14 protein-coding genes are annotated in these 14,412 nt (G+C 44.3%); 6 read left to right on the top strand and 8 right to left on the bottom strand.

The features are described from left to right. The first annotated feature begins 50 nt into the window (after positions 1 to 50). Positions 51 to 848 (top strand): Cof-type HAD-IIB family hydrolase, encoded by a 798-nt coding sequence (locus VJL_RS18500; RefSeq protein ID WP_038880211.1) that lies wholly within the window; start codon positions 51 to 53, stop codon positions 846 to 848. Between the two features lie 114 nt (positions 849 to 962). Here the strand turns inward: VJL_RS18500 and VJL_RS18505 are convergent, their stop codons facing one another. The 3 genes from VJL_RS18505 to VJL_RS18515 are packed head-to-tail and all read right to left on the bottom strand — an operon-like array spanning position 963 to position 2,933. Further along, entirely contained in the window at positions 963 to 1,367 is a 405-nt protein-coding gene (locus tag VJL_RS18505) for a hypothetical protein (protein ID WP_038880213.1), read from the bottom strand. A 10-nt stretch (positions 1,368 to 1,377) separates the two neighbouring features. Beyond that, positions 1,378 to 2,469: a GGDEF domain-containing protein gene (locus VJL_RS18510; protein WP_038869750.1), complete on the bottom strand. Its 1,092-nt coding sequence runs from the start codon at positions 2,467 to 2,469 to the stop codon at positions 1,378 to 1,380. A 2-nt stretch (positions 2,470 to 2,471) separates the two neighbouring features. After that, the gene (locus VJL_RS18515; protein ID WP_038880326.1) at positions 2,472 to 2,933 is read right to left on the bottom strand and encodes a putative pterin-binding protein; all 462 of its coding nucleotides are present in this window, start codon (positions 2,931 to 2,933) and stop codon (positions 2,472 to 2,474) included. A gap of 275 nt (positions 2,934 to 3,208) precedes the next feature. Here VJL_RS18515 and VJL_RS18520 point away from each other — a divergent pair, with 275 nt between their 5' ends. Beyond that, on the top strand, positions 3,209 to 3,580 hold the full coding sequence (locus tag VJL_RS18520) for a DUF805 domain-containing protein (RefSeq protein ID WP_038869746.1): 372 nt from the start codon (positions 3,209 to 3,211) through the stop codon (positions 3,578 to 3,580). A 19-nt stretch (positions 3,581 to 3,599) separates the two neighbouring features. Here VJL_RS18520 and VJL_RS18525 read toward each other — a convergent pair whose 3' ends face one another. From VJL_RS18525 to VJL_RS18535, 3 genes are all read right to left on the bottom strand, one after another. Further along, positions 3,600 to 4,790 carry a BamA/TamA family outer membrane protein gene (locus tag VJL_RS18525; RefSeq protein WP_038880214.1) on the bottom strand — a complete coding sequence of 397 codons (1,191 nt, stop codon included), beginning with the start codon at positions 4,788 to 4,790 and terminating at the stop codon, positions 3,600 to 3,602. A 196-nt stretch (positions 4,791 to 4,986) separates the two neighbouring features. Beyond that, positions 4,987 to 5,826 (bottom strand): S-formylglutathione hydrolase, encoded by an 840-nt coding sequence (gene fghA, locus VJL_RS18530; RefSeq protein WP_038880216.1) that lies wholly within the window; start codon positions 5,824 to 5,826, stop codon positions 4,987 to 4,989. Between the two features lie 178 nt (positions 5,827 to 6,004). Beyond that, complete coding sequence (locus VJL_RS18535; protein ID WP_005428461.1) at positions 6,005 to 7,153, bottom strand: S-(hydroxymethyl)glutathione dehydrogenase/class III alcohol dehydrogenase; 1,149 nt, start codon at positions 7,151 to 7,153, stop codon at positions 6,005 to 6,007. Between the two features lie 287 nt (positions 7,154 to 7,440). Between VJL_RS18535 and VJL_RS18540 the strand changes: the two genes are divergently transcribed. The 4 genes from VJL_RS18540 to VJL_RS18555 all read left to right on the top strand — a co-directional run bounded on the left by VJL_RS18540 (position 7,441) and on the right by VJL_RS18555 (position 12,218). Further along, a complete protein-coding gene (locus VJL_RS18540; RefSeq protein ID WP_038880218.1) occupies positions 7,441 to 8,247 on the top strand; it encodes an arylamine N-acetyltransferase family protein in 807 nt (268 codons plus the stop codon). 240 nt (positions 8,248 to 8,487) lie between these two features. Continuing rightward, positions 8,488 to 10,644 (top strand): metallophosphoesterase, encoded by a 2,157-nt coding sequence (locus tag VJL_RS18545; protein ID WP_038880220.1) that lies wholly within the window; start codon positions 8,488 to 8,490, stop codon positions 10,642 to 10,644. Positions 10,645 to 10,766: 122 nt separating this feature from the next. Beyond that, complete coding sequence (locus VJL_RS18550; protein ID WP_038869736.1) at positions 10,767 to 11,279, top strand: GNAT family N-acetyltransferase; 513 nt, start codon at positions 10,767 to 10,769, stop codon at positions 11,277 to 11,279. Positions 11,280 to 11,348: 69 nt separating this feature from the next. Continuing rightward, positions 11,349 to 12,218, top strand: a complete 870-nt coding sequence (locus VJL_RS18555; protein ID WP_038869734.1) for a LysR family transcriptional regulator — start codon at positions 11,349 to 11,351, stop codon at positions 12,216 to 12,218. 67 nt (positions 12,219 to 12,285) lie between these two features. Here VJL_RS18555 and VJL_RS18560 read toward each other — a convergent pair whose 3' ends face one another. Together VJL_RS18560 and VJL_RS27550 are read right to left on the bottom strand one after the other, a co-directional pair. Then, the gene (locus VJL_RS18560; RefSeq protein WP_038880222.1) at positions 12,286 to 13,122 is read right to left on the bottom strand and encodes a hypothetical protein; all 837 of its coding nucleotides are present in this window, start codon (positions 13,120 to 13,122) and stop codon (positions 12,286 to 12,288) included. 242 nt (positions 13,123 to 13,364) lie between these two features. After that, positions 13,365 to 14,231 (bottom strand): LysR family transcriptional regulator, encoded by an 867-nt coding sequence (locus tag VJL_RS27550; RefSeq protein ID WP_050568857.1) that lies wholly within the window; start codon positions 14,229 to 14,231, stop codon positions 13,365 to 13,367. Between the last annotated feature and the right edge of the window lie 181 nt (positions 14,232 to 14,412).

The following is a 14,412-nucleotide window of genomic DNA, read 5'->3' on the forward strand; positions in this document are numbered from 1 at the left end:
CTGCTTTCATTCGATGAGTGACCTGCGCTGCTTTATTTGAGTTTAAGTTCATGTCACAAGCTAGCATCAAATTTATTGCCACCGATATGGATGGCACCTTACTTGACCAATACGGTCGTTTAGACCCTGAGTTCTTTGATCTGTTTTTGCAGCTAGAAGAGAAGGGAATTCTATTCTCGGCGGCATCGGGGCGTCAGTACTACAGTTTGCGCGATACGTTTGCACCGATTCAAGACCGTATGATTTATGTGGCGGAAAACGGCACCTTGGTGATGTACCAAGATAAAGAGCTATACAGCTGCACCATTCCAAAAACAGAAATTGATGCGATCATCCAAGCGGCTCGTGAGATTGAAGGTACGCACCTAGTGCTGTGTGGTAAGCGTTCGGCTTACATTGAAACTAAAGATCCTAAAGCGTTGGAAGAGTTCCAGAAGTACTACCATCGCTGTGAATACGTGCCAGATCTACTGGCCGTTGACGATGAGTTTATCAAGGTAGCGATTTGTCACTTTGGTGGTTCTGAAGAGTTGGTTTTCCCAACCATGAGTGCGAAGTTTGGTTACAGCCATCAAGTTGTGGTGAGCGCGAAGATTTGGCTAGACGTGATGAATGCAGAAGCATCAAAAGGCGCGGCGATCAAACACCTTCAAGATACCATGGGGTTTGGTCCAGAAGAGACCATGACGTTTGGTGATTACCTGAATGACCTAGAGATGCTGCAAGTGAGCGAGCATTCCTACGCGATGGAAAACGCGCACGAAGCGGTGAAGAAAATCGCACGTTTCTCCGCACCAAGCAATCGTGACTCGGGCGTAATGAAAGTGATCAAAGAGAAAGTGCTTTAATCTCTGCCTCGCCAGTTTCGAACATAAAAAGCCCCGCAACGTAATGAACGGGGCTTTTGTTTATCTCAAGTTAAGTATCTGCAGCTAAGTAGCTGAAGCTAAGTATGCGTCTGCTTAGCGGACGTATTTCGCTGTCGCGCTGACAAACCAATGTTGCAACTTGCCATCTGGGTTCTCTACCCACAGGTCGTTATGGTAGCGGTAGATGCGACCATTCACGGTGAGGGTTAGCGTGTTATCACCGGTTTGCTCCATGCGAATAAACTGATCAGAAGTTACCAAAAACGGCTCCAAATCATCCGTGCTTGCGCCTTTGTACACCACGAAGTAACCAAACATATTGCCGGCATCTGGGTCTGTCGAATGAATGCGATGGCCAACCAGTGTGTAGTTGTCGTTGAGCGCTTCTTCGAGGGTTTGTGCACCTACGGTTTCGTGAGAAGGGATAAATACCCAAGCCAGTACACCTATCGCGATCACTAGCAGTAATAGTACTGCTCGCATGAAGTTTTTCATCATGGTTATCCGTTTAACGTTGGAATTTCATTTTGTACATGCGCTTATCCGCTAAATTGATCAGGAAGTCAATGTTGTCTGCGTCTTGCGGGTAGCTAGCGACCCCCAAACTTGTCGATAGGCCATTGGCTTGCTCAGAGGAGAGAATCGGCTTTTCAAACACCACATTGATATGGTGCGTGACTTCATCGATTTTCGTTTGATCAATAGAGTCGACGATCACGGCAAATTCGTCGCCGCCCATGCGATACACGGCAAAGTCATCCAGCGCCATTTGGCTTAGACGAGTTGCGATTTCTATGAGCGCAATATCGCCAGCTTGATGGCCTAAGGTGTCATTGATGTCCTTAAAGCCGTTTAAATCGAGCAGCATTAGTGAGAAAGGCGAGTTGGTTTCTTCCTTTCGGTGTAAATCAATAAACAGCGCGCTTCGGTTAGCAAGCTTGGTGAGCGGATCGCTCAATGCCATTTTTTTGTGGAACTTGGACTCACGTTTATAAAAATACGTCAACAGTGCCACGGTTAGGACAAAGATACCGAGCAATACGTATTGCGCTTGCAGCAAGTTATACGCTTTCTCTTGTTGATGTTTGTAGAGGGGACTGGCAACACGAAAATGCAGAGTGACGTAATCGATCATTTGCATGTAGAGGTTTTGAGTTTCACGATAAAACTGACTCGCGGCGACGCTACTGCCCGTTTTCGCTTCTACTAATATTGGTTCGAGTTGTTGGAATTGGTCAAACAGAGAAAGAAAATAAACTCGAACCTCTTCTCGTGAGAGAAAAGAATCGGCTTCTTTATTGTTAATCAGCAAATCAAAACGGCTCCACGCTAGCTCGTATTGCAGCTCAGCGGAATCAATGTTCATCACGCTTTCGTTCAAGCGTCGAGCTTCCCCTACCAGTTCAGATAATTCTTTCGAAAGATGGAACAAGAACCAAGTGGCTTGGTTTTGTTGATCCGAATAGGTTTTAGTGAGCGCTCGAGTTTCTTGCAGTAGGAGTACGTTTGCGAACAGCAGTGTGGATGCAAATATCAGTAAGAGTAACTTGCTCTTGGTTGAAAATGGCCCCTGATGAGGGGGATTGGGCTTTGCTTTCATTGTTATTCTTCTTTCGCGCTGATCCTGTTTATTTGCCACACCATTTGTGAATGGTATAGGGCGATATCAATTTCCGGATATTCATCCATTGAGTAGATCAGCCAGTATGGGCCTTTATTTCTTACTTTAATGTAACGATGGTTTTGCTTATACGCCACGATCGGTTGATAGCGCAGGATGTCTTCGCGCGAGAGGTTTGAATGGTAGTCATTAAGTGCACGAACTTCGACACGCTCAGGTACTTTGCCAAAGGCATGTTGTAGGAGGGTGCTAAGTTTTACACCGTCAAATTCTGCTGGGCTGTCTAGCCAAGGAAGTTGTGTGGTGTAAGTGGTTTGAGGCAAGGACTCTAAGTCTTTTAGTGCCACAACGACATTGGGTTTCTCAGGACTGCTAAACTGTATTGTGTTTGCAAAAAGTATTGGTGCAAACAAAAGCAAAGCGAGTGCTAGTGTTTTTCTCATCTTGTGCCCTTTGATTTTTATTGCCGGCATTGCAACTAGAGCGAACATCGCCAGTTAAAATCTCGGTCATATATTTATTAATAATAGAGCCAACCTGATGGTTTTATATAATACGTTATGGGTGAAAAGTAACCGTTGGTGGAATATACGTCAAGGTTAATGAGAGAGTTAAAAATAGAACTATTGGATGAATATATCATTTCGTTCATTTTATGTGCAACTTGCACCACGTTGTCTAACTTTCGCGACACATTCAACTCAATCGGAGAAGCGATATGTTTGATTGGTATTACAAGGTTATCCTCAATTACACCAACTTTAGTGGTAGAGCAAGACGCCAAGAGTATTGGTACTTTACGTTGGTGAATGTGTTGGTCAATTTAGTCATGGCTATCATCGATAGGGTGATTGGTAGCCTGATGCAAATGGATAATTTTGGTTTTTTCGGTGTGATTTATGCGCTGTTTATTATGATACCGTCGATAGCGGTCACCGTGCGTCGCTTACATGATTCAGGACGCTCAGGTTGGTGGGCTCTTATCGCCTTTGTTCCAATTATAGGTATTTTGGTGCTGTTGTACTTCTTAATTCAAGACAGTGAAGAAGGCTCGAACCAATACGGTGCGAACCCTAAGTATCAATCATGATGATGAGAACCGAGTGGGTTTACATGCCTGAGCCCACTTGGAAATAAACCGCACTGTCCTCATCGCTGAAGGCAAAGTCCATACCTGCTTGTAACCCATAACGACGAGCGATGAGGTAACGAAAGCCGACGCCATAAGCGTATTCGGCATCATTTTCGAATAACGGCTCATTTGTTGATGCGTAACCAAAACCGCCAAAGATATTGGTCGACCAGCGGGTATTCCATTGGTAAGTCAGTTGAGATTCTACTGATAAGGTTTCGTCACCTTGATAGCGATTTCTCGCCACGCCACGCAGTTCAATGTCTGGGTAAGACGCTGGTGGTAAAAAGCGTTCGTCAGTGTAGAGTGCCTTGTATTGTCCACGCAGTGCCAACGACCAGTCGTCTGCCAGTTCCCAATAATTAATCCCCTCTACATCCAACTGCTCGTATTCGTAATCACTGCCAATGGCGTCGTTGTACCAAAGATACTCCGCTTTGTAGTTGTAGCCCTCAGTTGGGCTAAAGAAGTTGTTTCGGCTGTCCCATTCCAATGTCAGACCCAACCCAGAGGTGGTGGGTGAGGTGTTGGTCAGGGTTTGCAGCAACTTATCCGCAACAGGAGAGTTAGTGATTTTTTGGTCGGTGACGAAATAGAGTTGTTTCACCCCGATAAACAACGGGGCATCAATAATGCGGTATTGAAGATGGTTGAGCATGCCGCCGCCAGTTATCTCGAAATCTAACCCCTTACCATTAAATACGTTATCTAGCCCAGGTAAGGAGGATTGTGGATAGAAGGTCATATTAAAGTCGCCATATCCGACGCCACCAAGGTAACGAACGGTGTCTTGCGCCCAGGTCCGGCGGTGACCAAGAAAGCCCATCCAAGTGCCGTTTTCAGTCGCGAAACCACCTACCGCGGTGATTGCAGGTGTTAACAGTTGAGCGCCTCCATCGAGAGACGTTTCGGCTAACTCACGTCTTTTCTCTCGTTGCTCATCGGATTCATGCAAGAACACGCCAGTAAAGCCCAAACCGTAGCCGACGGCAGGCTCAGTAATCACAATCGGAACAGGTAGAAAGCCATAGGCGTTTTCAGCAAGGTACTCGCCCATATCTAATTGCCCATCGATGGGATCGAAGAAGCTTATTGCCTCGGCAATAGGAGAGGTTGCTAACAACCCGAAGCAAGTCGAGGTTAACAGGGCTGACGTTGGTTTTTTCATACAGTGTTAGCGATAATTGAATGATGTTCAATTACAAGTTAGACGTCATTTCGGCAAATTGCAATGGGGGCTGTGTAAAGGGGAGGTGAGTGTTTTTAGAACACAAAAAGCCACCCAATGAATGAGTGGCTTTGTATAGGACAAGATATTAAACCGTTTGGTTTTTCATCGCTTTTTGTTTTATCACCAGCAAGTACTACGCAAATAAGTGCTTCGCATGGAAGTTTAAGTGCTCAGCAATAAAGCTCGAAATAAAGAAGTAGCTGTGGTCGTAACCTGATTGCATTCGCAATTCAACTTCAGAATCATGAGCTTTTGCTGCCGCCAGTAACGCATCTGGTTTCAATTGCTCAGCAAGGAAGTTATCTGCATCACCTTGGTCGACTAAAATCGGCAATGGGGATTTGTTTTGCTTAAGTAATTCGCTCGCATCGTATTGTTTCCAACTCTCAATATCTGTGCCTAGGTAAGCGGTAAACGCTTTTTGGCCCCAAGGACATTGCATTGGGTTACTGATTGGGCTGAACGCTGAAATTGAGCGGTATTGGCTCGCGTTTTTCAAACCAATCGTGATTGCACCGTGACCACCCATGCTATGACCGGAAATCGACTTCACATCTGAAACAGGGAAGTTGCTTTCTATGATCGCAGGCAGCTCTTTGGTGATGTAATCGTACATATGGTAATGACGTGACCACGGTTCTTGCGTCGCGTTTAGGTAGAAACCTGCGCCTTTACCTAGGTCGTAATTTTCGTCGTCTGCCACGTCGTCACCGCGAGGGCTTGTATCTGGCGCCACAATCGCGATACCCAACTCTGCTGCCATTTGAAATGCACCGGCTTTCTGCATGAAATTCTCGTCGGTACAAGTCAGGCCAGATAACCAGTAAACCACTGGAACTGGGTTTGATTTTGTTGCATTAGGTGGCAAGAAAATCGCAAAGCGCATGTTGCAATTGAGTGTGCGAGATTCGTGCGTGTACTGTTTATGCCAACCACCGAATACTTTGGCTTGGCTTAGGCTTTCAATGGTCATGGATAATCTCTCGATAAAACAATGTTTATTTAAAAACAGTGAGTATTTAAAACAATGATTTTCTAACGGCGGACAAGACCGTTAAGACAGTGGATGGCTCTCTTCCCGAGGAAAACGTGTCCAGAGAGAAGAGAGCTTATTTCAAATATCAATCACATTACGTGAGTTGTATCTTGGATTATTTATCCATGTGAAGAACAGTACGGATAGATTCACCTTTGTGCATCAATTCGAATGCTTCGTTCACGTCTTGTAGGCCCATAGTGTGCGTGATGAATTCTTGTAGACCGAATTCGCCAGCCATGTAACGGTTTACGATTTCTGGAAGCTCAGAGCGGCCTTTAACACCACCGAAAGCAGAGCCACGCCATACACGACCAGTTACTAGTTGGAATGGACGAGTTGAGATCTCTTGACCTGCGCCCGCAACGCCGATGATTACCGACTCACCCCAACCTTTGTGACAACACTCAAGAGCTTGACGCATCACGTTTACGTTACCGATACATTCGAATGAGTAGTCAACACCACCGTCTGTCATCTCAACGATAACGTCTTGGATTGGTTTGTCGAATTTCATTGGGTTGATGCAATCAGTTGCGCCAAGTTGTTTTGCTAGCTCGAACTTGCTTTCGTTGATGTCGACACCGATGATTTTGCTTGCACCAGCCATACGTGCACCGATGATTGCAGAAAGACCGATACCGCCAAGACCGAATACAGCAACTGTGTCGCCTTTTTCAACTTTAGCTGTGTTAAGTACCGCACCCATACCAGTGGTTACGCCACAACCTAGAAGACAAACTTCTTCAAGTGGCGCTTCTTTGTTTACTTTCGCTAGTGAGATTTCTGGAAGTACAGTGTACTCAGAGAAAGTAGAACAACCCATGTAGTGGAAGATTGTCTCACCATTTACAGAGAAGCGGCTTGTGCCATCTGGCATTAGGCCTTTACCTTGTGTTTCACGTACTGCCTGACATAGGTTAGTTTTGCCAGATTTACAGAACTTACACTCACCACATTCAGCTGTGTAAAGTGGGATAACGTGGTCGCCAACTTCAACGCTTGTTACGCCTTCGCCAACCATCTCAACGATACCGCCACCTTCGTGACCAAGGATTGAAGGGAAGATACCTTCTGGATCGTCACCTGATAGTGTGAATGCGTCAGTGTGACAAACACCAGTTGCTACGATACGAACAAGAACTTCGCCCGCTTTTGGAAGTTGTACATCAACTTCTTCCATTTTAAGTGGCTCACCTGCAGCCCATGCAACCATTGCTTTTGATTTAATGTGAGTTTGACCTGGTTTGATTTCAAGTGCCATTGGATGTTTCCTTTATATTCTCAGTATGTAGAGTGACGTCATAAGCGTAGTTGAGAGTTTCTCTCTACGCTGCGTCGTTTTGTTGGTGCCCATTTTAGGTGTTTCACGAAAAATGATAATCCGGTTAAATTGAAAATGATTTTTACGTAAATGTAATAATGGGCGATTGGAACCGTTATTTATGCAAGCAAATAAGTAGCAGAAAAATCGCATTGTCGTTTGACCTCAACTACGGTTGAGGTTTTATTGTGTCGCCCATTGCGAAGAAACAGCGAGTTAGGATCACAATGAACAACACAGATTTACAGGTTTACTTAGATAAAATAGGTGTTGCACAAGCCTTAGACATTAGCATTAATTTATTGTTCAAGTTGCATATAAATCAACAGCGAAAATTTCCATTTGAAAACTTTGATATTGCATTGGGGAGAGGCGTATCTATCTCTGAGCGAGACATTATCGACAAGCTGGTCTATCACAACCGTGGGGGATATTGCTTTGAATTGAATGGATTGCTTTTAAGAGTACTGCAAAAGGTGGGGTTTGATGCTAGACCGCTTTTAGGTCGCGTGCACTTATCCGGTACGCCCTCAGGTAGAACGCATCAGTTTACTTTGGTCACAATGGGCGATGAAAAATGGATTGTCGATGCTGGCTTTGGCTCGAATACGCCGAGAGCACCATTGCCATTCGTACTTAACCAAGCTATTCATACTGATATTCAAACATTCCGCTTTATTGAAGACGAGCGCGTTGGATATATGTTGCAAGTTCAATCATATGACAATGAAAGCCAGTGGCTTGATATGTATAGCTTGGATTTTGAACATGTGTTTGATGGCGACATTGTTTGCGGTAATCACTTTGCTTCTACGTCACCCACGTCGCGCTTTACGTCTAGTCGCGTAGCCACGCTGCCTACGGAATCGGGGATCATCACACTGGCAAATCATACGTTAAAGTATCGAGAAAATGACAAAGTGGTCGAGGTAGAGCTTAACGGAGGCCCTGAGTATCTATCGGCATTAAAAGCGCATTTTGGTATTGAGCTAGATGCCGAGTACCAAGACTTAAAACCGTTACCTCAGCTATAACGATTCTGAATGACTGAGCCATTGATGTTCAGTTAGAAGTATAGTGAACATCAATGGTTTAAATCAGTCTATGATACATCGATTATTGGTTTAAGTTATTGATTAAAAAGAGTGTGAACGAGAGTCACAAATTCTATTTAGTTACGATAAGTTGTAAGAAAGTCGCAACTTAATTGTCATTTTTTCCACCTAAGCTCCTCGCCCGATTTCAAATTATTACTCTTTATCGGGATGGGAAAAATGAAACGCAGTACATTGACCGTACTCTCCGGTCTGATTGCAGCTACTCTAGTTGGTTGTAATTCAGACTCTTCAAGCAGTGATACACCAGAGCTCGAAGCGCCAGTTCAAGTGGCGTTTATGCCAGACATCCACTTCCACGATGTATATGGTGACTTCCAAGACGGCTCTTTCCAAGGTCTCTACACCAACGCCAGCGGTAAATATGCGACGATTCGTACCATGCAGTCGCAGATGGAATCGACGCGGTTGTTTAACGAAAACTATTTCGCGATGATCGCTGCACTGGATGACGTGGTAGAGCGCGGAATTAAATATGTTGCACTACCAGGGGATTTCAGTGATGACGGCCAACCTGTGCACATGCGTGGGTTAGTGAAAATCTTTGACCATTATCGTGAGACTTATGGTCTTGAGTTTTTTGCTGCACCGGGCAACCATGATCCCAACAAACCTTTTACCGTGGCAGCGGGCAAATCTGATTACCTTGGTGAGGGCGGCAAGAAACAACGCATCTTTAGCCGAGGTAAGGATGAGTGTGTTGATTACGAAGGCGAGTGGGGGATCATTCCCGGTGAAGGCGACAATTTAGACACCATCTGTACGGAAGAGGTACAAGAGTGGGGCTACAAAGAGATCATGGATATCCTTGGTACGCACGGTTTCTATCCTCAAGAAGATTATTTGTATTTCGAAACGCCCTACAGCAGTGAAGAAGCTCGTAACAACTATTCATATGAACTTGCCGCCGAAGAAGCCGCTTATGATAAGCGCATGTTTGAGATTTGCCACCAAGGGACGGGCGGTGAATACAAACAAGACGGTTACACCAACTGTGCGGTGGTGCCAGATACCAGCTACTTGGTAGAGCCAGTAAAAGGCTTGTGGTTGTTGGCGATAGATGCGAACGTTTACAAGCCAAAAGAAACCTTGGTAGAAGATTCCATCAGCGGCGATGACTTCGATGGCTCCAGCAGTGCAGGCTACAACATGATGCTGACCCACAAACAGCACGTGATTGAGTGGATCAGTGAGGTCGTTAAAGCGGCAAAAGAGCAGAACAAAACACTTGTGTCGTTCAGCCATTTTCCAATGACGGATTTCTATAATGGTGCATCCGAAGACATTGAAGACTTGTTCGGAGAAGGAAGCCATCAGTTATCTCGTGAGCCAAATGACGATACCAGTAAAGCACTTGCAGCGACGGGGTTGAGCATTCACGTTGGTGGCCACATGCACTTTAACGATACTGGTAAGAAGAGCTATGTGATTGACGGTGTGCAACACACGCTTTTCAACATTCAAGCCCCTTCTCTGGCGGGCTACATTCCAGCTTATAAGCTATTGAATATCCGTCCTGATCATCAAATCGAAGTGGAAACTGTCGTGATCGACAAAGTTGAAGGCTACAACGAGTTGTTTGAGCACTATGCACGTGAGCATGAACACCTGACTGAACAAGCAGGTGATGATGAAACTGCAAAGGCGAGCATTTGGAATAAAGAGATTCTTGAAGCTGAAAGCTATTATGCTCTGACTGATTGGCACATCCGAGAACTGACGCGTCTGCGCTTCCTACCAAGTGATTGGCCACTGGAAATGCGTGAAATGCTTTTGCACATGGATGGTGATGATATGTTGATCATGTCTCAGCTTTCTACTCAATTTACCGTGTGTCAGTTAGCGAAAGAGCTAGGGTACGACATTGTTAATTGTGATGAAAACGCGGTCGTAGATTATGAGCAATTCCAGAAAGATTGGCAGGCGGCGACGCAACAAGCTCAAGCGATTGCTCAACAGGGAGGCTTTAATCTTGATGACTTTGCTGCATGGAATGGTGAAGAGCTAGCAACAGATTTCTACCGCCTGCGTAATGCCGATGAACTGGCTTTCCGCGATATTGAAGAAGCACAGCTATTGCAATACGAGTTGTTAAGTCGAGAGCTGGCTGAGTTCGCGGGAACGGTCGATTCTGAACTTGGTGACTTAGGTGAATACTCGGTTGGTGAAGTCTTCCGCTCACGCTTTGGTAGCCTATTTGTGATCCTAGAGAAGTTTGCAACGGGACAAGCCAGTGACCACTTCTTGATTGATACTGAGCAGCAAACATTGACGGATTTAAAAGGCGAAGTGAAGCGAGATATTCTCAAACACTGATTTGCCTATATGCAACAAATGGAAAGCGCAGCTCAGTCTGCGCTTTCTTTATTTGCGCTATATCTCAGTAAGTTATTTGCCAAAAGTTTACCTTTAATTATGAAGAATAGATGAGGTAAATCATGCGCTTCGAATACTTATTAGATGATGACGTCACCCCCGCACTCGATGCCAAGCTAAGAACGTTACTCGCGACTTGTTTTACCAAAGAACAAGATAAAATCTTCCGAACTCAGCGCTATTTTCAAGAGATGCCTCGCCATCGTTACCTTATTTGGGATGACACTCAACTTGCGGCTCATATTGCAGTACATGAAAAGCAGGTGATGATTGACGATCAATCTTTTCCGATCAGCGGCATTGCCGAAGTTTGCGTCCAACCGGAGTATCGCGGCAAAGGGTTAGTGAAAATGTTGCTCAAAGTGATTCACCAAGATGCACTCGAGAGAGGTGATGCTTTTTCTGTGTTGTTTGGGCGAACACAGGTTTACCAGTCGAGCGGATACCAACCTACCGACAATCTAAAGATGGAAGTAAAACCTCGCGAATGGATGAGCACAGAAGACACCATGGTGCTGTCCCTAAATATCATTTGGCCACAACAAGCGGTGCATTTAGTCGGCTATCCTTTTTAAACAGGTTTTCTCTGCATTTAACTTTGTGTGAGAATAAGCAATAAATAGAATTCCATAGGAACCACAACCATGGCGAATTGGGAAGGCGTGAGCGAGTTCGTTGCTGTCGCAGAAACCAACAGCTTCACTGGCGCAGCCAACAAGTTGAAAACATCGGTGGCGCAAATCAGCCGTCGTGTCTCTGCGCTTGAAGAACGTCTAGCCGTTAAATTGCTGCACCGCACTACGCGAAAAGTCTCACTGACAGAAGCGGGGCAGCTTTATTATCAGCAATGTAAACACCTTGTCGAAGGTCTAGAGTTGGCAGAGTTAGCGGTCACGCAAATGCAAGCAGAACCGAAAGGTTTGCTCAAAGTAACCGCTCCTGTGACGTATGGTGAGATGAACTTAGCGCCGTTGCTACACCAGTTTATTGAGAAATATCCGCAGGTGAATCTGGATTTGAATCTGACCAACCAAAAGTTAGATTTGATTGAGCAAGGTGTCGATGTGGCGATTCGTCTCGGACGTTTGCAAGACTCCAGTTTGATTGCCAAGCGTTTGTCATCTCGACAGCTTTACGTGTGTGCCAGTCCAGCATATCTAGATCGCTCGGGTGAACCGCATACCTTGTCTGAGCTGAGTCACCACCAATGTTTGGTCGGTACTGCTGATTACTGGCACTTTAAAGAGCAAAAACGTGAAAAGTCTTTACGTGTTTCTGGCCGAATCAAATGCAACAGTGGCTTTGCTTTGGTCGATGCGGCAAAACGTGGTCTAGGTTTGGTGCAACTGCCGGACTACTACGTGCAAGAGGCGTTAGATAATGGCGAGCTGGTGGAAGTGTTAACCGATTACCGCGACGATCGTGAAGGTATTTGGGCGCTGTACCCACAAAACCGAAATCTGTCGCCAAAAGTGCGCTTACTGATTGATTTCTTGGCTGAAAATATGAACTAGGAAAGGTGTCCCCAGCACTTTGCTTATCAGGGGTTATTGATTCGCAAAGGCGGGGACTTGCAGGATGCTACATTCCGAAAATAGTAACTAGCTTGTGGAACGGCTGCGATTGGTGGAATTTATGTATCTGAGTCACTGAACCATTCGGATTTGTTTCTAAAGTTGTTTCTATTTGGAAATAGTTTTCAGGCAAGCCTTGGAAACGTTGCTTTGGAATCATAGTATTTTGCTCGTCATTGCTTAAATCATTCTCAATGGATAGCAGAGCACTACTTTGAAAAATCAAAGGATCAAATAATTGCTCCGCTACTACTTCTTCTACGCCGGATGAAGAGTAGTATTGACGAATAACAAATTCAGAGACATTAAGGTAACTGTCGTTGTTAGGAAAACTCACATTCATTCTATACCCAAAATAACCAATAGACTGGAAGTGGTCCGTTATATCGAACTCTATTTTAGCTGAATATGGTATTTTACTTTCTGATTTATATGACTCAGAGTCAAAAGTGACAGTAAACTTTTTATGAAGGTTATTCCATTTACAATAAATATTGTATTTATCATTAGGTTTATTATCTAAAGAGTAATCCGATTCACAGAAATCATAAATCTCATCATAAGTTTTATTAAAATGATTGGCGACAGTTTGATACATTGATATTCCAGGTTCAATAGGGTGGACTGGCTCTTCTGGTCTTTCTGGCTCAATCGGGTGAACAGGTTCGCTCGGTTCAATCGGATGAACAGGCTCACCCGGTTCTATAGAGTGAACTGGAGGAGCGGGTTCGATTGGTTGAATCGGCTTTATTCCAGTATCAATGTCATTATCACCGCTTGTGTCTGAGGAATTACACGCAACCAAGAATGGCAATATACTCGCAAGCAAAAGAGTTTTTTTCATATTTTTACCTAGTCATTATAAATTCGTTTTGATGAAAAATAAGAACACTCAATTACTATTCCATTATCCTCTTTATTATTTTTTAATTTAAAGAGAAGAGTGATTCCTGACATTACGGTTAATGCCTTTCCTAATATTATTTAAGCCAACTGACGTTTAGATATAAACAGAATAAAAAAGTAAACTTCAGATTTACGATAGAACTATATTCGTATATTACCTCCTCTTTTTCTAAACTGCCTTTATGCGTATTCAGTGATTAATGTCTTTTTCAGCCAATCGGTGGCAATACCGTTGGCTCGAATTTCTGATGTAATCATGTCCACTCGAAACAAATGCCCTTTTTCCCCAAGGCTCGTTTGAACAATAGCTACTTTGTGTGAGTTTCGGTTCGCTAACGCCAGTGGGATGATAGCCCAACCTATATCTTGGCTTACAAGCTCTATGCTTGTTTCAATATCGTCAATTCTGATCTTGTTGACTTCTTCGAGGTCGAGGAAGCGATTGTCCAAATTGAATACACTACTTCGCGTTATTTGAGTGGTGCCTACCAAATCACTTGGTACGACAACTTTATTTTTCAGAGGGTTACCCGGCGCGCAAATTAAACAGGTCTTCACGTGGTCAATAGTTTGATACTGGATCGTACTATCGAAAAAATGCCTTCCAACAATCAATGCTAGGTCTACTTCATCCTCTTCGAGCATGGCAACCACATCTTGGGTTGGGCGTTTATGGAGCACTAATTCCACTTGAGGAAACTGTTGCTGAAACCCAATGATGATTTGTCGCATCTTGTCATCCAGTAACCAGTCATCAATGGCGACCACGACTTTATCCTCAACACCTTGAGCCAAGTGTTCCGCATGGCGCAAAAATTTTCTCTCTGCTGCGAGCACGCTTTTGGCGTAACCGAGCAAATTATCGCCTTCTGCGGTGAGCTTTGGTTTATAGCCGTCACGTGAGAATAACTCGACCGATAAATCGATCTCTAAATCACTGATGGCATTGCTAATCCAAGACTGCGCTTTACCCTGCTTTCGCGCTGCGGCGGAAAAGGAACCAAGCTCAGCGGCATTTACAAAGGCTTTTACTTTATCGGTGTTCATGCTTGCCTCGTCGTTATGGTGGGTAGATTATCGACAGCTTAACGAGGTTAAAAGATAGACTCTATATGGATTTGTTATAGTGATTGAAGTGGTTTTTTAGAGAGAAGAAATGAGTTTGGTTGTAATTTATTGATATTTATAGGGTATAAGAAATAAACGCTGAGCTTTTGACCAACAAACT

It is taken from the genome of Vibrio jasicida CAIM 1864 = LMG 25398, from assembly GCF_000400365.1.
Taxonomy (GTDB): Bacteria; Pseudomonadota; Gammaproteobacteria; order Enterobacterales; family Vibrionaceae; genus Vibrio; species Vibrio jasicida.